General features: G+C 57.4%; 18 protein-coding genes and 2 tRNA genes. 7 read left to right on the plus strand and 13 right to left on the minus strand.

Features of this window, described 5'->3' with window-relative positions; genetic code table 11:
• Window positions 1–28 precede the first annotated feature (28 nt).
• The 6 genes from CE168_RS00895 to CE168_RS00920 all read right to left on the minus strand — a co-directional run bounded on the left by CE168_RS00895 (window position 29) and on the right by CE168_RS00920 (window position 6651).
• A complete protein-coding gene (locus tag CE168_RS00895) occupies window positions 29–820 on the minus strand; it encodes an ABC transporter ATP-binding protein (RefSeq protein ID WP_099570741.1) in 792 nt (263 codons plus the stop codon).
• Window positions 821–952: 132 nt separating this feature from the next.
• Window positions 953–1972, minus strand: coding sequence for an Lrp/AsnC family transcriptional regulator (locus CE168_RS00900; protein WP_099570742.1), 1020 nt, complete (start codon window positions 1970–1972; stop codon window positions 953–955).
• A 9-nt stretch (window positions 1973–1981) separates the two neighbouring features.
• Window positions 1982–2800, minus strand: coding sequence for an energy-coupling factor transporter transmembrane component T family protein (locus CE168_RS00905; RefSeq protein ID WP_099570743.1), 819 nt, complete (start codon window positions 2798–2800; stop codon window positions 1982–1984).
• Window positions 2800–4407 carry an ABC transporter ATP-binding protein gene (locus CE168_RS00910; RefSeq protein WP_099571156.1) on the minus strand — a complete coding sequence of 536 codons (1608 nt, stop codon included), beginning with the start codon at window positions 4405–4407 and terminating at the stop codon, window positions 2800–2802. The genes CE168_RS00905 and CE168_RS00910 overlap by 1 nt, the downstream gene beginning before the upstream one ends.
• A 119-nt stretch (window positions 4408–4526) precedes the next feature.
• Window positions 4527–5078, minus strand: a complete 552-nt coding sequence (locus CE168_RS00915) for an ECF transporter S component (RefSeq protein WP_099570744.1) — start codon at window positions 5076–5078, stop codon at window positions 4527–4529.
• A 259-nt stretch (window positions 5079–5337) separates the two neighbouring features.
• A complete protein-coding gene (locus tag CE168_RS00920; protein WP_099570745.1) occupies window positions 5338–6651 on the minus strand; it encodes an O-acetylhomoserine aminocarboxypropyltransferase/cysteine synthase family protein in 1314 nt (437 codons plus the stop codon).
• Window positions 6652–6981: 330 nt separating this feature from the next.
• On the opposite strand from CE168_RS00920, the gene CE168_RS00925 reads away from it, so the two are divergent.
• From CE168_RS00925 to CE168_RS00955, 7 genes are all read left to right on the plus strand, one after another.
• Window positions 6982–7857 carry a pyridoxamine kinase gene (locus CE168_RS00925; RefSeq protein WP_099570746.1) on the plus strand — a complete coding sequence of 292 codons (876 nt, stop codon included), beginning with the start codon at window positions 6982–6984 and terminating at the stop codon, window positions 7855–7857.
• A gap of 172 nt (window positions 7858–8029) precedes the next feature.
• Entirely contained in the window at window positions 8030–8482 is a 453-nt protein-coding gene (locus tag CE168_RS00930) for a YraN family protein (protein WP_099570747.1), read from the plus strand.
• The gene (locus CE168_RS00935; protein ID WP_099570748.1) at window positions 8482–10011 is read left to right on the plus strand and encodes a YifB family Mg chelatase-like AAA ATPase; all 1530 of its coding nucleotides are present in this window, start codon (window positions 8482–8484) and stop codon (window positions 10009–10011) included. Before CE168_RS00930 ends, CE168_RS00935 begins: the two co-directional genes overlap by 1 nt.
• Window positions 10008–11375, plus strand: coding sequence for a DNA-processing protein DprA (locus tag CE168_RS00940; protein WP_099570749.1), 1368 nt, complete (start codon window positions 10008–10010; stop codon window positions 11373–11375). The genes CE168_RS00935 and CE168_RS00940 overlap by 4 nt, the downstream gene beginning before the upstream one ends.
• A gap of 125 nt (window positions 11376–11500) precedes the next feature.
• A complete protein-coding gene (locus CE168_RS00945) occupies window positions 11501–13363 on the plus strand; it encodes an FAD-binding protein (RefSeq protein ID WP_099570750.1) in 1863 nt (620 codons plus the stop codon).
• A 59-nt stretch (window positions 13364–13422) separates the two neighbouring features.
• Window positions 13423–14361, plus strand: coding sequence for a succinate dehydrogenase/fumarate reductase iron-sulfur subunit (locus CE168_RS00950; protein ID WP_099570751.1), 939 nt, complete (start codon window positions 13423–13425; stop codon window positions 14359–14361).
• A 4-nt stretch (window positions 14362–14365) separates the two neighbouring features.
• Window positions 14366–15037 (plus strand): O-methyltransferase, encoded by a 672-nt coding sequence (locus CE168_RS00955; RefSeq protein ID WP_099570752.1) that lies wholly within the window; start codon window positions 14366–14368, stop codon window positions 15035–15037.
• 120 nt (window positions 15038–15157) lie between these two features.
• Here the strand turns inward: CE168_RS00955 and nhaA are convergent, their stop codons facing one another.
• The 7 genes from nhaA to CE168_RS00990 form a co-directional block, all read right to left on the minus strand.
• Window positions 15158–16528 carry a Na+/H+ antiporter NhaA gene (gene nhaA / locus CE168_RS00960; protein WP_099570753.1) on the minus strand — a complete coding sequence of 457 codons (1371 nt, stop codon included), beginning with the start codon at window positions 16526–16528 and terminating at the stop codon, window positions 15158–15160.
• A 357-nt stretch (window positions 16529–16885) separates the two neighbouring features.
• A tRNA-Arg gene (locus CE168_RS00965) sits at window positions 16886–16959 on the minus strand.
• A 44-nt stretch (window positions 16960–17003) separates the two neighbouring features.
• Window positions 17004–17077: transfer RNA gene (locus tag CE168_RS00970), tRNA-Arg, on the minus strand.
• A gap of 135 nt (window positions 17078–17212) precedes the next feature.
• A complete protein-coding gene (clpX, locus tag CE168_RS00975) occupies window positions 17213–18526 on the minus strand; it encodes an ATP-dependent Clp protease ATP-binding subunit ClpX (protein ID WP_099570754.1) in 1314 nt (437 codons plus the stop codon).
• 145 nt (window positions 18527–18671) lie between these two features.
• Window positions 18672–19373, minus strand: a complete 702-nt coding sequence (locus CE168_RS00980; protein WP_099570755.1) for an ATP-dependent Clp protease proteolytic subunit — start codon at window positions 19371–19373, stop codon at window positions 18672–18674.
• Between the two features lie 2 nt (window positions 19374–19375).
• A complete protein-coding gene (locus CE168_RS00985; RefSeq protein WP_022244890.1) occupies window positions 19376–19996 on the minus strand; it encodes an ATP-dependent Clp protease proteolytic subunit in 621 nt (206 codons plus the stop codon).
• 130 nt (window positions 19997–20126) lie between these two features.
• Window positions 20127–21785 (minus strand): peptide ABC transporter substrate-binding protein, encoded by a 1659-nt coding sequence (locus CE168_RS00990; protein WP_099570756.1) that lies wholly within the window; start codon window positions 21783–21785, stop codon window positions 20127–20129.
• Window positions 21786–21803: the final 18 nt, after the last annotated feature.

Consider the following 21803-nt stretch of genomic DNA (forward strand, 5'->3'; position numbering starts at 1 on the left):
CCCTTCTTCGAATGCTTCTATAGTGCGTTTAGCGGGAATGTCTCGCGGAAGCCACATTCATTGTGGCGGCCTCACGTTCCTTCATCAGCAGTTCACTCATCTGGTCTGCTGTCGGCTTGTTTACGTCCGCCACGATCTGGCCGTCGGCGAACACGAGCGCACGGTCGGCGTAAGACGCGGCGACCGCATCATGCGTGACCATGATGATGGTTTGGCCAAGTTCGTTGACGGAACGTTTCAGGAAGCTCAGCACTTCGGCGCTTGATACGGAATCAAGATTGCCGGTGGGCTCGTCTGCGAACACCAGTTTCGGTTTGGTGATCAATGCTCGCGCAATGGCCACACGCTGCTGCTGGCCTCCCGATAGTTCGTTCGGACGATGGTTGAGTCGTTCCTTAAGGCCAAGCGTTTCCACCAGCAGACGCAGCCACTGTCGGTCGGGTTTCGCTCCAGCCAGGGTCAATGGCATGAGAATGTTCTGTTCGGCGGTGAACATCGGCAGCAGGTTGAAGCTCTGGAAGATGAATCCGATGTCACGGCGGCGCAGCAACGTGAGCTGGTTGTCGTTCATGCGCGTCAGATCGTCGCCGTTGAATATGACGTGCCCGCCGGTCGCGGAATCCAGTCCTGCCAATGTATGCATCAACGTGGATTTGCCGGAACCGGAAGGTCCCATAATCGCCGTGAATTTTCCTTTTTCAAAAGCGACGTTGACGCCACGCAACGCATGCACCGTGTTATTTCCGGAACCGTAGTCCTTCACAAGATCCACGGTTGCAATGGCCGTATTGGTAGCTTTGATGGTGTCCCTGATATCCATGCTGTCATTCCTTTCTTTGGATTACCTCCAAAATTACGGAAAAACAGCTGATTCAAATATCATGCGTTGGTCTGAATTATCATCTCATCCTTGAGAATGAGCAAAAATGAAACGTCTCATACCATTGATTTATCAATCGTCGAGGAGTACACCATCCTGCGGAGGTTCGAGCCAGTACGACTCTTTTTCCACGCTGACGGTGGAAGCCCACCATGTCTGGTCCACACCTGGCAGCGAACGGATGGACTCATCCACCACACGCCATAAGTCCTCGTCATCTCCGGCGATGATTTCGATGAGGTAGTCGGCGCCATTCAAACCGACTCCGCTCATCGCATATGTCACCTCGTCGATCGCTAGCAACTGTTCGACGTCGAGCCGATATGGCGGCTTGACGCCGATGCCGAGAAACGCTTGACGGAATCCACCCAAACGCATGGGGCTGACCGTGGCCATAATGCGCATCACACCGGAATCCTCCAGTTTTTTGACGCGCCCACGAATCGCGGTGTGTGTCACACCAAGATGCTCCCCCAGCATGGCGTAGCTCGCTCTGCCGTCTTTCTGCAATTCGTTGAACGTGTGCACGAATCGCGCGTCCAACCGATGCACGGGAATATCGGTGCCGACGCTGGCCTCACGTTTGGTCATGAATCCAGTTTCGCCGTGTTCGGCAAGCAGACGGTTGACCACGCTGACATTATGGTCGTCAAGCACCAGACGTCCGCAGGAGAACACTTGCAGGCGGGTCAGTCCCGGTAGCGCGCGCAGATCATGTTTGAGGAAATGGTCCATGCCGTCGGCTGAATACACCACGGCTTCGGCGATGATGTCGGCATCGCCCAGCGTGCAGACCACATAGGTGACCTGAGGCATGGCTTTGAGCATGGCGAGCGCCTCGTTGCGATTGCCGTTGATGCGAAGTCCCACGAGCACCTGACTGTAATTTCCGAGACTCAACGGATTGCATACGGGCACAATGGTCATGATGCCCGCATCGGTGAGCCGTTTGTAGCTTTCCGTCGCCGCATATACGGAAATGCCGATTTTATCGGCAAGCGCCTGCATGGTCATGCGTCCGTTGCATTGCAGTGCCGACACGACTTTCAAATCGCGTGCGGTGATCGAGGTACGCCCCTCATCCTGCGTCATCATACCCCCCTATGACAGCCATGTCATCAACCATACGCTGACTGCGGTGGCGGCGACGGTAATCGCAAGAATAATCCAATCGGCAATCCTCATCGTAAGGTTGATCCGATATGTGCGTTTTGCGCCGTTCCGATTCAGGTTGAGTCCGCGTGATTCCATGGCCCATCCCACGCTTTGGCTCATTTTGTAGGCGCGGATCAATACGGCGATGATGATCGGCAAATACGATTTGAACCGGTCGACGAGACGTACGAATACGTTGCGTTTTTTACCTGCCGCATTGACTTTGCCGCTCAGATCAAGCCCTCGCGCACGCTGCGCGTCGGACACGGATTGGAAGATGGAGAAGAACACGGGAATATACCGTAATGCGGTTGCCAAGGTGAGCCCGGCCTTGTAGGGCATGCCGAGCGAGGTAAAGCCACGAACCAGTTTGGTCTGGCTGGTGGTGAACAGCGTGATGAAGCATGCAAAGCCGAGCGCTGGAATGCGCAGACCCATCACCGCCGCCATGAGCAGATTCTCCTGCGTGAGACGCAGCCATCCCCACTGCCAGAGCACGTGCGTTCCACTCTGGTCGAAGACCGGCCAAAGCACCACGATAAACACGATAAGCACGGCGAGGATCTTCCACACCCATCCAATGCGCTCGGCGGGCACATGGTCGGTGGCGAGCATCACATGTTCGAGAATGAGGATGCCGAGGATGAACGCCCAGTTACGCCATACGAGGCAAAGGACCAGCATGACGATGGAGATGAGGAATTTGACGCGCGGATCGGTGCGATGCAACCATCCGTCGACTGGTACATACAGGTCGGCATCCATCAGCGTTCCTCCTTGTCGCATTCATCCTTGGCGATTTTCAACAATACGTGGGTCGCTGATACCGGACCGCGCGACTTGTGCGGTTGCCGCGCCTGTCGCACGGGCGATTGTTGTGCTTCCTGCGATTTGTCGATCGGTCCATATTGCACGATATGACCGTCTTCCAATTCGAGCACGTGCGTGCAATACCGATATACGGCACGCATGTCATGGCTGATCATGATGACGGTGACGCCACGCTGGTTGAGTTTTTCCACGGTTCCAAGGAATCGTGATGCGAGACGATGGTCAAGACCCGCCGTAGGTTCGTCAAGCACGAGTATTGGCGTGCGCATGGCGATCACCGAAGACAATGCCACCGCACGTCGTTCGCCGTAACCGAGCGTGGCCGGCGAAACGTCCTCATACCGGTGCAGGTCGAACAATGTCATCATTTCGTCGACACATTTGAACACGGTGGCCGCGTCAAGTCCGAGCGCGGTCGGACCGAACGCGATCTCCTCTTTGGTGCTGGAGCAGAAGATCTGATGGTCGGGATTTTGGAATACGAATCCGACGTGCGCGGCCATTTCGCCCACGCTATGCTTCGATACGTCGAGCCCATCCACCTTCACGATTCCCTGTGTGGGTTGGATCAGCCCGTTCAAATGCTTGGCGAGCGTAGTCTTGCCTGACCCGTTGCGCCCGATAAGCCCCACGAAGGCGCCCTGTTCGATATCCAGACTGATATCATCCAGTGCGGGAGACGCATTGCCACCCTGTCCATAACGGTGCGTCACATGGTCCAGACTGATGACCGCATGCTTCGGCTTGCCGTCGTTCCTTACCGGCAGCGCCTTGATGATGGGGGACGGTCCGTCGCTCACCTGCACTCCGGAGGACTCCAACAGTCCGCGTTCCCGGGTGAATAGGCTTGTGTCTCCATTGCGTATCACTTCGCCGTTGACCATGAACAGCACCTGATCGGCCCAATAGGCGATGTGTTCGGTATCTTGTTCGGCTATGATCACCGTCATGGAACGGGTCTGGCGAATGCGTTCGAGCACATCGAACACTTCCTGCTTGCCTTCGGGGTCGAGTGCCGCAGTCGGTTCGTCAAGAATGAGCACATCGGGTTCCGCCGCGAGCGCGGCCGCGATGGCCACACGCTGCATCTGACCTCCCGACAGGCTGGTCGGCATGCGTTTGCGGTATCCGGTCATGCCGACCAAGTCAAGCATGATGTCGATCTGCTTATCGATGAGGCTCGGTGCGACTCCACGGTTTTCCAAAGGGAAAGCAATCTCATCCTCGACACTCGAACAAAACAGTTGTGCCTCAGGATCCTGTTGCACGTAGCCGACGCGCTCCGACAGCGCCGAGACGGAGTGCCTGCTCGTATTCATGCCGTTGATTTCCACAACGCCACTCATGGTGCCGTCGGCCAGGTTCGGAATGATGCCGGCCAATGCCATGCATAGCGTGGATTTGCCGGCTCCGGTCGGTCCGATGATGCCGACGAAGGATCCGGACCGGATGTCGAAGCTGACATGCTTGAGGCTTTCCACCGGCTTACCCCCGTCGGCCAGTGGCGCGTACTTCCACCCTAAGTCGCGAACCGTAATCATGACGTCCACCCCGTGCTTCCACATTTTTTCGCAGCCGGCAGCCGCGTTTCACAATAAAACCCGTGGAATCGCCATTCATCGGCAAATCCACGGGCCTGCCTTCACATGATATTAATGTATCACTCCCCCGCCTTGATACCGAGATTGCCCAAACGCACCAGCGGCGGATAAGCCTGGCGAACGGCGGTGAACAGCGCGAAGCCCACAATCAGGCCCACCGCCATCTGGAAGGAGTTGCCCGCGATCTCGCCCAGAGCCGGGCCGAATCCGGAAAGGATTCCGCCTGCGATGAAATAGCCGAACACCTTCCACACGCCTGCGACCACCGAGCCGATGATGATGTTCGCCGGATTGAACTTCTTGACGAGCAGGCCCACGAGCACGGCCTGCAGGCCATCGATGACGAACGTGAAGATGGCCCACTGCGGATAACCGGAGATCAGATCACTCAACGCCGGGCCGAGACCGCCGATAATGCCGCCCACCCATGGTCCGAACGCATACGCGCTGAAATAGATCATGGTGTCGGACAGGTTGAGGTAGCCACGAATCGGGGTCGGGATCTTCACAAGCATGGTCAGCACCGTGGTGACCGCGGTCATAATGGCGATCAGCGGAATGGTGTTGACCTGCAACGCCTTTTTGATATCGTTCTTGACTTCTTGGGCCATGATCTCTTCTCTCTTTACGTTATCCTCAATATCATCGGTAATGCTTGTATTTTTGAAAGAATCTAATGTTTTTTCTTTCAAAGAAAAGAATTGAGATATTGCTTTTCGTAACAATCGCAGATTCTATACCAGCTGTAATACATTGAGATGACATCGTTTGCAGATACGACAAAACGGTCTGCGACACCGCCCCTTCTTTTCGGTGTCGCAGACCGTTTCATTTGTTTAGGATGGCGCTATTCCGCCGATCCGATGCATTTCACTTGGCGAGGCCGGATTCACGCAGAGCCGCGAAACCACCCTTGAGATCGTCGAGGATGTCTTCGATGTTCTCGGTGCCGATGGACAGGCGGATGGTGCCCTGGTGGATGCCCTGGTCCTCGAGCTCCTCCAGCGTCTCCTGGGAGTGCGTGGTGGAGGCCGGGTGGATCACGAGGCTCTTGGCGTCGGCCACGTTGGCCAACAGGCTGAACAGGTGCAGGTTGTCGATGAACACGCGTGCCGCGTCCTTGCCGCCCTTGATGTCGAAGGTGAAGATGGAGCCGCCGCCATTCGGGAAGTACTTCTTGTACAGATCGTTGTCCTTGCGGCCTTCGATGGACGGGTGGGAGATGGACTCGACTTCCGGAACGGTCTTCAGGTAGTCGATGACCTTCAGCGCGTTCTCAACGTGGCGTTCGACACGCAGCGACAGGGTTTCGGTTCCCTGCAGCAGCAGGAAGGCCGCGAACGGAGACAGGGTGGCGCCGGTGTCGCGCAGCAGGATGGCGCGGATGCGGGTCACGAACGCGGAACCGCCCAGGGCCTCGTAGAAGTTCAATCCGTGATAGGACGGATCCGGCTCGGTCAGGGTCGGGAACTTGCCGGGCACTTCGGCCCAGTTGAAGTTGCCACCTTCCACGATCACACCGCCGAGGGTGGTGCCGTGGCCGCCGATGAACTTGGTTGCGGATTCGACTACGACGTCAGCGCCGTGCTCCAGCGGGCGGAACAGGTACGGGGTGGCGAAGGTGTTGTCGACGATCACCGGCAGATGATGCTTGTGGGCGATGGCGGTGATGGCTTCGAAGTCCGGCAGGTCGGCGTTCGGATTGCCGAAGGTCTCGAAGTAGACGAGCTTGGTGTTCTCCTGGATGGCGTCCTCGAACTCCTGCGGATTCTCGGCGGAGACGAAGGTGGTGGTGATGCCGTCACGCGGCAGGGTGTGACGCAGCAGGTTGAAGGTGCCACCGTAGATGTTCTTGGCGGCGACGATGTGATCGCCGGACTGGGTGATGTTGCGCACCGCGTATTCGACCGCGGCTGCGCCGGATGCGACGGCCAGGCCTGCGGTGCCGCCTTCGAGGGCTGCGATGCGGTCTTCGAACACACCTTGGGTGGAGTTGGTCAGGCGGCCGTAGATGTTACCTGGATCAGCCAGTCCGAAACGGGCCTCGGCGTGGTCGAAATTATGGAACACGTAGCTGGTGGTCTGGTAGATCGGCACCGCACGGGAATCGGTTGCCGGGTCGGCCTGCTCCTGGCCGACGTGAAGCTGCAGGGTTTCGAAGCGGTAGTTTTTGGAATCTGCCATGGTTTCTGCTCCTTGTGTGGAATGGTTCGTTGCTTGTCTTGCTGACCACCCGCCTTGCCGTGTGTGGCGGTTGGTCAGGTGTTGGTAGTGACAATAATCCGGCCGCTCTCTGCAATGCAAGCCGAACGTTATCGCACTTGCCTATACCCCTTTATAAACCGTTGCAATCATTGCCATTCGAGCCCTGCAAAACCGTTCTGACAACCGTTTGAAAATCTGCGACACGCCGGCAAACGGTGCTGCGGTGATACACCGTGCGAAGCGTCAGGACTCCGAAGTCAGACGGGCGGCTAAAGTCGTGGTCAGACAATCGCAAGAGAGGGTTTCAACATGGATGACGTGATTCTGTATGATCGCGACCCGCATTATGTTCCGCGCGTTGCGGCGGTGCATGACATGTGCGGCTACGGCAATTGCTCGCTGACGGCGGCCATTCCGATCCTGTCGGCGGCCGGATGCGACGTATGCCCGGTGCCGACCGCGCTATTTTCGGCACACACGCGCTACAGCGTATTCACGTTCCACGATACGACTGAGATTTTGGACGGCTATCTGGACGCATGGCGTAAGGAAAACGTCGATTTGGACGGCGTGTATTCCGGTTTTCTTGGCTCCGCCGAACAGGTTGAGATCATCAAACGACTGTATTCGCAATATCCGCATGCCCTACGTTTGGTGGATCCGGTAATGGGAGACGGCGGCGAAATCTACGCCACATACACGCCGGAACTCTGCGAAGCTATGGGCACGCTGGTGGATGGCGCCGACGTGCTGATGCCGAATTTGACGGAAGCGTCCATACTGACGAAGCGCGCATATCCGGGGCGTGATCTGAGCGATGCCGAAGTAAATGACATGATTGACGCATTGCTTGATTTGGGTGCGAAAAACGTGGTTTTGAAAGGCATCGACCATAACGATGGCATGATTCGCAATTATGTTGCCTCAGCTGCTTCGGGGGCTTCCGGCAAGCAGGAGCTTGCTCACAGCAAGCTGCCGTTCATGACGCATGGTACCGGCGACGCGTTCGCTTCCGCACTCTGCGGTGCGCTGATGGCGGGCAGGCCGTTAGCCGAATCGGCGCATATCGCAGGCGAGTTCGTGCGTCATGCCATGGAAAACACGCAGTATCAGCCGCATCATGATGAACGTGGCGTGAGCTTCGAACTGAATCTTGACGAGCTGACGCAGCTGGTCCATCGCTGAGCATTCCGATCGCATACGGTTTCGGGCGTTCCATAGCCATTGGTCCCGTGGAGCAATGTGGATAACGGCAAGTTATCCACCGACTATCCCAAACACGCCCGAAATCGCATCCTTTATCCACATTTGCCGTTCACGCTTGCTTCACACCGGTTCTTTCTGCTGGACTTGAACCATGAACGGCAACACAACATATGACGTTCCGATCGCAACGCGGCGTTCGGAACAGCTTCTTGATTCCATCACGCAGCAATTGCATGACGGTACGCTGTGCGCACGGCAGCTCGGCGAACTTGGCGAACAGTATGCGGCCGCATGGCTGGAAAGCCAAGGCTGGCAGACGCTCGACCGCAATTGGCACTGCCGGTATGGCGAACTCGACATCGTCTCACGCGACGAAGCGGGAATCATCGTCTTCGTCGAAGTCAAAACCAGGCGGACGCTCCGCTACGGCACTCCGCAGGAAGCCGTGACGCCATCCAAGCAGATCAACCTGCGCCACGCGGCCGTGCAATGGCTGTCGGACAGCGACCATCGCACACCACACAACGGCGTACGATTCGACGTCATCACCGTCATCGTACGTGACGGCAAGCCGCTTATGCACCATATCGAAGGAGCGTTCTGATGGCCATCGGCAGCGCACTTTCCGTAGGGCTGATCGGACTGAAAGCCTTCATCATCCAAATCCAGGCGTTCGTCTCCCCCGGACTTCCTTACTTCTCCATCATTGGACTTCCCGACACCTCGCTTTCCGAAGCGAGGGAACGTGTCAAATCTGCATGCCAGGCCAGCGGCGCAAAATGGCCGGAAACACGGGTCACGGTCAATCTTTCGCCGGCATCCATGCCCAAACGCGGCTCCTCTCATGATCTGGCGATCGCAGCGAGCGTGCTCAGCGCATCCGGAACGATACCCCACGATTGCCTGAACGACACCGTCGTGCTCGGGGAAGTGAATCTCGACGGCACGGTGCTTCCCATCAACGGCCTACTGCCGATTCTGCTGCACGCACGCGATCAAGGCGCCTGCAAGGTGATCGTGCCGCATGCCAATCTGGACGAAGCCGCCCTCGTGCCCGACGTCAACGCCATCGGCGTGCGCCACGTGGGCGAATTGATCGAACTGATGGGAGGCACCGCGAAGTACGAGATTCCCGACCTGATCAGGGACGTGAACCCCAACGACGCCGCCATGTCGATATACCCTTCCCCAGGAGACATGAATGAGGTCATGGGGCAGGAAACGGCCAAATGGGCGTTGGAGGTGGCGGCCGCAGGTGGACACCATCTGATGATGACCGGCCCTCCCGGTACCGGAAAAACCATGCTTGCTTCGCGCATTCCCGGCATTATGAGCCCGTTAAGCGAATCGGAACAGCTGGAAGTCGCATCAATCCGCTCCCTATGCGGCACATTGCCCAGCTATGGCATCAGCGACATTCCACCATTCGAAGCGCCGCACCATACCGCATCCACCGCGTCCCTGGTCGGCGGTGGCGCAGGGTTGGCGCAGCCAGGCGCGATCACACGGGCGCACCGGGGCATTCTGTTCATGGACGAGGCGCCCGAATTCTCGGCACGCACCCTGCAAACATTGCGCGAACCCTTGGAATCCGGGTACGTGGCAATATCGCGTGCGAAAGGCACCACCTACTATCCAGCGAGATTCCAACTGATCATGGCGGCCAATCCCTGCCCCTGCGGTTACGCCTACGGCAACGGCGAACGCTGCACATGCAAGGAAAAAGACCGTATCAAATACTTCAGCCGACTGTCCGGTCCGATCCTCGACCGCATCGACATTCAAATCGAAGTGCCTCCCGTGGAACGAATCAATCCAGGGATGGCTCCTTCCGGCGAATCCAGCCACGCCATTCGCCTGCGGGTCATCGTGGCAAGGCAAACCGCGCAGGAGCGTTTTCATGAATTCGGGTGGGTCTGCAATGCGCAGGCCACCGGAACATGGCTTCGCGCCAACACGTCCACGAAAGCCATCGAACTGGTGAACCATGCGTTGGCCAGTGAACGGCTCAGTCTCAGAGGTGCAGACCGTGCCATGCGGCTCGCATGGACTCTGGCCGACCTATCAGGCAAAACCTCTCCGGGACCGGAAGAGATGATGCAGGGAATCTCCATGAGGACGAAGCTGACATGAACGAAAATACGAATGCGAACGGCAACGCAACCGCTATCGACGACGAGACCCTGGCACGTGCGGTGCTCACCTACTGTCTGGACAGCGCCGACGCGATGATGTACGCGCTGATCAAAGGCATCGGATCAGCCACGCACACCTTGCAACTACTCGCCGACAGCGGTCCAGGCAATCATGAAAACGTGGCCACGGCCGCTTGCAAAACCCTGGATGCGGCGTTCATCAACGGCATCACGCGTTGGGGGCGCAGCATCAACTCCCGCGGCATGGCCTCATTCCATGGCGCGATGGTTTCCTGGCAGCATCGTTTGACCACACTGCCCAGCACCGATTCCGACGAGCTCAAGGATTGGTTCACAGCAGGGGGTACACAGTGGATCGTCGCACCACACCATCCCTGCTGGCCTTCGCAGCTCGCCGACCTCACCATGCATACGGATTGGGCCGCCCCATTATGCCTTTGGGGGCAAGGCAGCCCGCAAGCATTGGTGTCATGTCCGGAACCGATCGGCGTCGTCGGATCACGCGGAGTGAGCGAATACGGAAGGCAAAGTGCACACGAGCTCGCCAAACAGGCAGCCCGTGCAGGGCACCTCATAGTATCCGGGGGCGCCTTAGGCACCGATGCGGCAGCCCACTGGGGTGCCATCCAAGCCATGGACGAAATCGGGGCACCCCTCGCCGGCCGCACCGTCGCGGTATTCGCCGGAGGCCTCAACCATATCGGGCCGAAAAGCAACGAACGCCTTTTTGAAACCATCATCAACCACTCCGGCGCACTGATCTCGGAACTGTGCCCAGGAACCGCTCCGGAAGCCAGACGGTTCCTCATTAGAAACCGTCTGATAGCGGCCTTGTCGTCCAGCCTCATCGTCGCCCAGGCGCGCGCACGTTCAGGCGCGCTCAACACCGCGGGATGGGCCGACGAACTCAACCGCCGCATATTCGCAGTGCCAGGAGACGTGACCATGCCACACAACACGGGATGCAACCGGCTCATTCAAGAAGGACGAGCAACCATCATCTGCTCGCTGACCGACATCGATGAATTCTGCCATGCCTCGCACCGCCCTCAACCAGTCGCCATAGACGACGAACAGACGGAACAGCCAACCGACGACGTCCTGCCGGAATCAGACGACACCACCAGAACCATACTGAAAGCCATACGAAAATGCGACGCGAAATATGGCCATGTCTCCACTGACGGACTGCTCGCCATGCTGGCAGAGACCAATCCCGGAGAATATCCGATCCCACGAATCGTCCTGGAACTCGGCGTACTGGAACTCAACGGGCTCATCAGCACACAACACGGCAACATCACCATCGTCAACGCAAACACCACGCAACAGCACAACTGACACCACCAATCGTCACAGCCATCGACAAACAAACACACACAGGAGCATGCGAAACACGCATACGACAACATGCCCGCCATCCAACGAACCACAGCGAGGTCACACCCTGTGCGAAAATCGTTGGTATGAGTCCGAAGCATGTTGAAGATATGTATGATGCAGTAATCGTCGGCGCAGGAGCGGCAGGTCTTTCCGCAGCGTTAGGAATGTTACGAAGCGAAAAGATGCAGGAGCTGAGGGAAGCCGGCATCGAACCGAATATTCTGGTGATTTCCAAGCTCCAGCCGTTGCGCTCGCACACCGGTTCCGCAGAGGGCGGCATCGCGGCCAGCCTCGGCAATGTCGAACACGACGATTGGCATTGGCATTACTACGACACCGTCAAAGGCGGCGATTGGCTGGTCGATCAGGATGCGGCCGAACTGTTCGCGCAAGAGGCTCCGGCAACGGTCATCGAACTGGAACATGCCGGCGTGGCGTTCTCCCGCACCGAAGACGGGCACATCGCCCAGCGTCGTTTCGGCGGGCACACCAAGGATTTCGGCAAGGAACCAGTTCGACGAGCCGCATACGCCGCAGACCGCATCGGCCATCAGATCCTCTTCTCGCTGTGGCAGCAGTGCGTGGCGGAAGGCGTCGAATTCGCAGAGGAATGGTATGTGACCGATCTGGTGGTCTCCGAGGATGGCGCCAAGGCCGAGGGCGTGGTGGCGTTCGACACGCATAAGGGGCAAGTGCACGCCATTCATGCGCGCAACGTGCTTCTGGCCACCGGAGGCGCAGGACGTCTGTTCCACACCACATCCAATTCGTGGGATCTGACCGGCGACGGCATGGCGCTTGCCCTGCACTCTGGATTGCAGCTGGAAGACAGCGAATTCGTGCAATTCCACCCGACCGGTTTGGCACATACCGGCATTCTGCTGTCGGAAGCGGCCCGCGCGGAGGGAGGCGTGCTCCGTAATGCCGATGGCGAGGCCTTCATGGAAAAGTACGCTCCGGGCCATGCCGATCTGGCCGCGCGAGACGTAGTCAGCCGTTCCATCACCGCTGAAATCGACGCCGGACGTGGCGTGGCGGATCCGAAGGATCCAGATGGCCCAAAGGATTGCGTGTGGCTCGATATGACCGGCATTGATGCCGACCATATGCATGAAGTGCTGCCTCAGGTGGTGGAAACCATCGAAAAGTACGCCGACCTTGACCCGACCAAGGATTATGTGCCAGTCAAACCGACCGCACACTACACCATGGGCGGCATTCCAATCACCACCAACGGTGAAGTATATCGTTGGGTTGACGGCGAACGCTCCATTGTTGACGGCCTGTTCGCGGCCGGCGAATGCTCGTGTGTATCCGTGCACGGCGCGAACCGTCTTGGCGGCAACTCCCTGCTGGACGCCTGCCTGTTCGGTACTCGTTCCGGCAAGGCTCTTGCGGAACGTATCGCCGCCACTCCGGTGAATGATCCGATGGCCGAAACCGTCGAAGATGCCGAAGATGGAACAGACGATGTACAGCAGGCCGCCGATGCGCGTTCCTCTGAATTGAAGGAACTTCTGACGCAGCTTCCTGAAGACAACGAGCACGCTTCTGATAATCCATACCAGCTTATGGCCGATTTGGGATCCGTCATGGAGCGGGCTGTCGCCGTGCGTTGCGATGCGAACAGCATCAAGCAGGCGCAGGCCGTATTGCACGACGAGCTGGAGGTACGCGCTCAGGCCTTGCATGCGCATTCCGATTCCTCCACGTTCAATCAGGAGATCACCGCCATTTGGGAGGTGCGTCATCTGCTTGAGCTTGGTTCGGCCGTGCTTGCGGCTTCCGACGCACGTCATGAATCCCGTGGCTCGCTGAAGCGGCTTGACTTCCCCGAACGCGATGACGAACACTTCCTCGCCCATTCCATGGTGGATGATTCCGGTCAGATCTCCTGGCAGCCGGTGCATATTGTGAACATGCCGCCAAAGGCCCGTGAGTACTGAGCCCTCTGGGCACGGTGTATGGCAAACTTGTTGTCGGTTTTTATTGGAAAGGCGAGTAGATGAGCGGTATGGAAAACGGCATGAACACGGTGACGTTGCGGGTCAATAGGTTCACCCCGCGCCCCGAACGTGCCCGCGACCGCGAACGCGGGGGCTCCCCGTTCGCCAGGAAAAGCTCTCCGTTCGGAGATTCCGGCGCGTCGACGCGTCGCCGTCCCCGCGGCAAGCAGTGGGTGCAGGATTACACGTTGAACGTGCGTCCGGAAGACACGGTGCTTGATTGCCTGTTGAAGATCAAGCGAACCGTCGATCCAACTTTGGCGTTCCGCTATTCCTGCGGCCATGGCATGTGCGGTTCCGACGCGGTGTCCATCAATGGCACACCGACGTTGCTGTGCACCGCTTCCGTCAGGGATTGGGCCAAGCAGCCGAATGCCGTATTAGTGGACGATGAAGGATTCCGCCATACCGGAGATGCAGATGCGTCGCTTGCAGATGACGCCGCTTCCGTTTCTTCAGGCGATCTTGGCGTGATCGAGCTCGCGCCCCTGCCGGGTTTCCCCGTACAGCGTGATCTGGTTGCCGATATCGATCAGATGCTCGATCAGATCAGGAAGCTTAAGCCGTATTTGCAGGCCAATAACGAATTAGCCACCACCAAAGACGGCAAGATCAATGCTTTCGAATATCTGCAGAATCCTCAGCAGCTCGCCAAATATGAGCTGCTCACCAATTGCATCGCCTGCGGCACTTGCGAAGGAAGCTGCCCAGTGTACGCCGGAGGCGAGGCGTTCATCGGTCCAGCGGCGTTGATTGCCGCGTCTCGCTTCATCAACGATTCGCGAGACGGACAGGCGAATGCTCGTATGGATGCCATTGATTCCGCGGACGGTATCGCAGCATGTCAGTCGGTTCGCGCCTGCACCCGCGAATGCCCGCGCGGCATCGATGTCGGCGAGGAAATCTGGCAACTGATCGCCCAAGTCAAGGAACGCTGAACCCATGGATAGAACGTCGTATACCAATCTCGCCAAATCTTGGGAATACGTTGAGGATCATGCGTTCTCACGCCAGTCGACCAGCCTGAACGCCATTCGTACCCACGCCGAAGAAGCGGGCATTCCGCAAGGTTCCGCAGCACAGGCGGAGTTGTTGCGCATGCTGGTGCATATGGTGAATGCGTCGTCGGTGATTGCCGTCGGCACTGGTTCCGTAGTGGAAACGTTGCAGCTCGTCAATGGTTTGGATAACAGGGGACAGCTTACCGCGGTTGACTCCTCTTCACAAGGCATTGCGCTGATTCGTACGCTGTTCAATCGTCTTTCCGACGAGACGCAGACCACGCTTCGTGCGGTAAATGCTCCTGTCAACGTGTTTCTGCCGCGTTTGAACGCCGAAACATACGATTTGATCGTTGTTGCCGGCGATGCCGAAAATTATGCTGCCTCTTTTGAACAGGCTCCCCGCCTGCTGAAGAAGCATGGTGTGATCGTATTCACGGATGTGCTCGCTTTCGATGCGGCAACTTCCGCAGGCGGCGTATTGAATCCCGCCAATCGTGACGCCAAATCCATTGCCATGCGTACCCTGTTGGAAACCGTGGAGTCCGATGAACGTTTCATCACCGCGCTCACTCCGACCGGTACGGGTCTGCTCGTAGCGGTCAAGCGCTAGCACGGCCGTTCCCAGCGGACTACCGTTTGATACATAAAGCCGACGCTCACGATATGTGATGAGCGTCGGCTTTTTGTTGTGTCTGACATATGGCGCGGAATGCCATACGTCGGAACGTCGTTATTTGGTCTTTGGATGTGCGCTGATCATCTGGCTGATCACAACGGTGCCGTCTTCAAGCACGGATTCCACTTCCCCGGCAGCGTCCTCGTCGGCAGTGTGATGCTTATGTTTCAACGATGCGGCAGCGGCCAGTTCGAACTTCTTGGATTGACGGCTCAGCAGAATGCCGGAGATCACCGCCGCGACCATGGAGCCGACAAGCACGCCGAAGCGTGCCTCCGCAGACAATTCGGCATCCTTATATGCGAGCGAGGAGATCAGGAACGACACGGTGAAGCCAATGCCGCAAGCGCAGGCTGCGGGGAACATGTCGCGCACACGCAGCCCCTTGGCCATCTTCAATCCAGCCACATGCGTGGAAAGCCAGGCCGTGATCATGATGCCCAAAGGCTTGCCGACCACCAACGCCACCATGACGGCAACAACGACCGGCGAAACGAACAGCGCCAAAGTCAACGATTCAAAATGCACACCAGTGGCGAACAATGCGAAAATCGGCAAGGCCAGCAATGCGGAAAACGGTTGCAGCTTGTCCGCATAACGTTCGGCGCGTGGAGTCTTTTCGCCGTAGCGTTCATGCGCGGGAGTAAGCAGACCTACCAGCACACCAGCCAAGGTGGGATGCACACCAGCTTCAAACATCATCACCCAAGCCAGAATACCGACGATGGCCACGGCGAACCACGGCACTTTGCGCATGCGCACGAGGAAATACCATACGACCGCGCATACGGCGATGCCGACGAACCAGTACCATGCGTTCACCGAGGAGAAGAACACCGCGATCAGAATGATGGCAAGCAGATCGTCCACCGTGGCCAATGTCATCAGGAACGCACGAATGGAGCCTGGCAACGCCTTGGCGAACAAGGCAAGCACGGCCAGCGAGAACGCGATATCCGTGGCTGTAGGAACCGCCCAACCGTGGGACATCTCACCAAATGTGAAATTCGTTCCGGAAGCGATGACCAGCGGATCGGAACCGAAACCGGAGAACAGGAACAGCGTCAACAGGAATAGCACCGGCGGAGCCATCATGCCACCGACCGCGCACAGCATCGGCACCGCAGCCGCCTTGGGATTCGACAGCGAGCCGGTAGTAAGTTCCTGCTTCAATTCCAGTCCGACGGTCAGGAAGAACACCGTCAGAAGGCCGTCTTGCACCCAGTGGCCCAATCCCATGTCGATATTGGTGTAAGGAATGGCGACGTGGAAGTTCTCCAGTTCTTCGAACGCATGTGACGTGAACGGCAGGTTCGCAAGCAGCAGACCGGCGAGTGCGAAACCGAGCATGATCAAACCCGATATGCGATCGGAAGCGGCGATATATCGTATTTTCGCCCAGAGTCCCTGCTTACGTTCGGTCATTGCTCTCCCGTCTGTTGCCGCGAGTATCCGCGGACCGCCATTCACTTAAGAAAAGCGTCTGCGGTATTGGCATGCGCAGACGCTTCAATAGCGGTTCCAGTGTACCGAGAGGTGTCGGCGTTTATGTTTCCAAACCGTCTTTTTCACTGGGATTCACGGTTTTATTCGGCATGGCGGCTTTTCTTGTACCGCGCCGTTCGCCCGGAGAGAAACCGAACGTATCTCTGCAACAGCCGCTTTGCATAGACGTACCGGTGGGTTTGCGTCAATCGCATGGATTCGAACACTATTCACGGCAGTGCCGCCGTTACTCTCAAAAAAGAAAGCCTCCCCCGCATTTCGCGAGGGAGGTTCATGTGCGCGAGACAGGATTCGAACCTGCGACCTGCTGATCCGTAGTCAGCTGCTCTAATCCGCTGGGCTACTCGCGCAACGTCATCTCATTTCTTTATGCCACCTGATGACCGGTGGCCAGTGCGCGAGACAGGATTCGAACCTGCGACCTGCTGATCCGTAGTCAGCTGCTCTAATCCGCTGGGCTACTCGCGCAACGTTGCTTGTTTTCGGCAACTCGAATAAGATACACCCAAATGACCACGAAACAAAATCTCGGCGTGTCGCGCTTATTTTCATGGATTTCATAGAGAGATTCACGTTTGCTTCAGCCCCACAAAATCCGAATTCTCACGCGGCGCGTCTGCGGGGAATCTCCTCCGTCGAAACCTTCAGCAGTTTCGGAGTGCCGGAGCCATTGACGGAAGCCTCATCCACCACCACTTCCGACACGCCGGTCATACTTGGCAACTGGAACATCGTATCTTCCAAGGTCTTCTCAATAATCGATCGAAGGCCTCGGGCACCCGTGCCCCTGCGAATCGACGTGGCCGCAATCTGCCTCACTGCGCCTTCGGTAAACGTCAACGTCACCCCATCAATCGCAAACAGCTTCTGATACTGCTTGACCAAAGCGTTTTCCGGTTCGACCAGAATGCGCGCCAAATTGTTTTCCGTCAACTCCTCCAGCACGCTCACCACCGGCAATCTGCCGATGAATTCAGGCAATAAGCCGAAATCGGCAAGATCGTCGGCCGATGCCTGGGCAAGCAACTCACGCTTCGGCACCTCGTGATCATGCCAAGTCGCACCAAATCCGCTTTCGCGAGCACCCAGGCGCTGTGCCACAATATCGGCAAGTCCAACGAAAGCACCACCGCAAATGAACAGAATGTCGCGGGTGTCGATCTGCACCGTTTCCATTTCTCGATGTTTGCGTGAACCTTCCACAGGCACGGAAGCTACAGTGCCTTCCAAAATCTTCAGCAGGGCCTGCTGCACGCCTTCACCGGACACATCGCGTGTAATAGACGTGTTTTCGCCGCTTTTGCGCGCTATCTTGTCGATTTCGTCAATGTAGATAATGCCCTGCTGCGCTCGCGCCACATCGCCGTCAGCGGCCTGGATAAGGCGCTGCAGCACAGTTTCCACGTCGTCGCCCACATAACCGGCTTCGGTGAGCGTAGTGGCGTCGGCGATCACGAACGGCACGTTCATGACTTTCGCCAGCGTCTGCGCAAGATACGTCTTGCCTACGCCGGTAGGCCCCAGCAGCAGAATATTCGATTTGGCCACCTGCACGCCGGCCAACGGATCGTCGTTTTTGCGGGTTGCCCGATCTCTTAATTCCGCGGATTCGCGCATTTCCATGTTGACGCGCTTGTAATGGTTGTATACGGCCACGGAAAGCGTGCGTTTAGCTGAATCCTGCCCAACCACGTAGTTGTCGAGATAGGCGCTGATCTGGGCCGGTTTCGGCAACTGCAACGTGTTCAGCTGGGCGTCCTTGACACGCTCCTCGGAAATGATGTCGACGCATAGCTCGATGCATTCGTCGCAAATGGCCGCACCCGATCCGGTAACGAGCTTGCGTACCTGATTTTCCGTTTTACCGCAGAACGTGCACCGTGACACTTCGTCGTTGTAGCTGACCACTCGTCCCATTCGCACCCCTTTGTTTTGCGTACCTGCCATTGAGCAACCGATGCCATGCAATCGTCATTGAAAAACACAATACCCCTGCCGACGCCCGGCAGGGGTATTGATTTGTGAAGATGCGACTTCAGATGGAACCTCTCATATGCGCCGTTCAGTTACGGTGTTCCAGCACTTCGTCGACGATGCCGTATTCCTTGGCCTCAGGTGCGGTCAGGAAGGTGTCGACTTCGATGTCCTTGCGGATCTTCTCCACATCACGACCGGTATGCTTGGCCAGCGTGTTTTCCAGCCATTCGCGCATACGAAGCATTTCCTTGGCCTGAATTTCGATTTCCGTGGCCTTGCCGAAGCCCTGATCGATGGCCGGCTGGTGAATGAGCACGCGGGCGTTCGGCAGCATCAGACGCTTGCCCTTGGCACCGGCGGCCAGCAGGATGGCGGCCGCGGAAGCGGCTTGGCCGAGGCACACGGTCTGCACGTCCGGCTTGATGTACTGCATGGTGTCGTAGATGGCGGTCATGGCCGTCATGGAACCACCCGGGGAATTGATGTACATCATCACGTCACGGTTCGGATCCTGGCTTTCGAGCACCAGCAGCTGGGCCATGATATCGTCGGCGGACGTGTCGTCGACCTGCACGCCCATGAAGATGATGCGATCCTCGAACAGGCGGGTGTACGGATCCTGCCTCTTGAAACCGTATGGGGTCTTCTCTTCGAACTGCGGCAGAACATAACGATTCTGCGGAGCGAAAGCAGCCTCACGGGCGGCGGCGGCTTGGAATCCGACCACTCCGGCCGGACCTGCAAGTCGTTCCGCGCGGGCTACGAACTGGGATTCTTCGCTTGCCATGTTCACTCTCCCTTGGTGGCGTTCATCGTGTCATGCGTGGAAACGAGCTTGTCCACAAAGCCGTATTCCAACGCTTCCTGCGCGGTGAACCAGTGGTCGTACTCGTTGTCGCGGTAGATTTCCTCAACCGTGTGGCCGGTCTGCTCAGCCGTCAGCTCGCTCATGGTCTTCTTCATATCCATGATCAGCTCGGCGTTGATACGCACGTCGGTTGCAGTACCGCCGATGCCGCCAGAAGGCTGGTGCATGAGCACGCGGGCGTGAGAGGTCAGGAATCTCTTGCCCTTGGTGCCGGAGCTCAGCAGGAACTGGCCCATGGATGCGCACATACCCAGACCAACGGTCGCCACGTCAGGCTCGATGAGCTGCATGGTGTCGTAAATGGCCATGCCTGCGGTGATGGAACCACCCGGGGAATTGATGTACAGCCAAATATCCTTCTTAGGATCTTCGGCGGCCAGCATCAGCATCTGCGCGCAAATGCGGTTGGCCATCTCATCTTTGACTTCCTCACCCATCCAGATGATGCGGTCCTTCAGCAGACGGTTGAAAATCGGATCGGCGGGCCCGGCCGGCATATCTTCGCCGGCCATGACGGGCAGGGGTGCACTGAGGTTGCTCACCTTGTCTCCTTTTCCTATGTTCTCTATAGTTTCACAGCCTACCGCTTCGAAGCGACGGGTGATGAAATTGCGCTCACAGTGGAGTCTTCGCGCACCTCGATATGCGTCTTTGAGGGACTGCTTGACGAACTTACTTGACGATGGTGTTGTATTCGGGAACGCCCATATAGTTGTAGTTCACTTCCACACCTTTGGCCGAAGCCGCGGTCACGTTGGTATACCACAAAGGAATCACCGGCAGATCCTTCAGCAACACACGCTCACTCTGCTGATACAGGATCACGGCCTTGTCCAAATCGGTTTCCGCAGCCGCCTGATCGATCAGCGCATCGAATTCGTCGCTCTTGTAATCACCGTTGTTCAAACCCTTGCCATCCGCGGCCGAAGAGTCATATGCCTGCACCAAATAACCTTCCGGATGCGGGTAGTCTGACTGCATGCCCGACTTGAACGCCGCATCGATGGTGCGCTCCTGAATGGCGCTCCTCAGCTCTTTGGACGTGGAGAATGGGTAACTTTCAGCATCGATACCAAGAGCGTTGCGAATGGAATTGACCGCGGCCTCCACCCATTCCTTGTCGGCGCCATCGGCGCTGTATGCGATGCGGAACGTTCCATTCCATGGCGAAATCGCATCCGCCTTCGCCCACAATTCCTTAGCTTTCGCCTCATCGTACGCAAGCACGCCACCAGCGTCGAGATCGGTATCGTATCCTTTGATCACGGGAGCGAGAAAATCGGTTGCGGACGTCACGGTACCGCCGAAAATCACGTCGGCGATGTTTTCACGATTAATGGCATGTGCGATGGCCTGACGGCGATACCTGCCTTCCTCGCCTTGGAAATGCTTAAGATTCTGCGAAATCGTAAATGCTGAGAACGACGGACCGGGCTTGCTGACGGCGGTGATGTTCCTTTCGTTCTGATAGGTTTTCAGCGCGGAGGTAGGAATGGAATCGAGCACGTCAAGATTGCCTGCCAGCAGATCCGAATAGGCCGCGTCAAGGCTGTGATACACCTTGAAATCGATGCCTGCGTTCTTGACTTCGCGCGGCCCCTTGTAGGAGTCGTCTTTTTCAAGAATGATTTCTTCGCCGCTTTTGTACGCCTTCAGCTTGTACGGGCCGTTGCCGATCGGTTTTTGTCCGTATGCCTTGGGATTTTTGATGACTTCGGACGGCATCGGCAAGAAGGCGATGTCTCCGATTTTGTACAGGAACGCCGAGTTCGACGCTTTGAGCTTGACCTTCAGCGTGGTGTCGTCGACCACGGTAAGGCCGGATAGCTGCGCGGTTTTGGAACCTTCAGCATCCTGCAGCTCATCGTAGCCCTGAATGTCTTCGAAAATGGAGGCTCCCACCTGCCCGTTGGCCGCGTTGGCCGCGAACGACCAGCTTTTCGCATACGTGTCGGCAGTGATCTTCTCACCATTAGAGAAGGTCAAATTCGGCTTGAGCACGATGGTGTATTCGGAAGCGTCATCATTCGGCGTGATCGATTCGGCTTCGACCAGTGTTTCATTGCCTTCCGTGTCGAATGTGACCAGACCGTCGTACAGTTGGCTGACGACCTTCCATCCGGACATATCACTGGTATCGCTTGGCAGCAGACCGTTCGACGGTTCCGTAACGTTGACGCTAACCACCTTATCGGCACTGGCGACTTTGGTTACGGTATCTTTCGTTTCCACGGATCCGCAGCCCGCAAGCAGCGCGACGATGGAAAGCGCTGCAGTGATTGGCTTGAGCAGGCCGGCGGTAATGCTGCCATGCGGACGTTGGTTGTTCATTGCTGTCCTCTCGATAAT

The sequence above is a fragment of the Bifidobacterium sp. N5G01 genome, from assembly GCF_002742425.1.
Taxonomy (GTDB): Bacteria; Actinomycetota; Actinomycetes; order Actinomycetales; family Bifidobacteriaceae; genus Bifidobacterium; species Bifidobacterium hominis.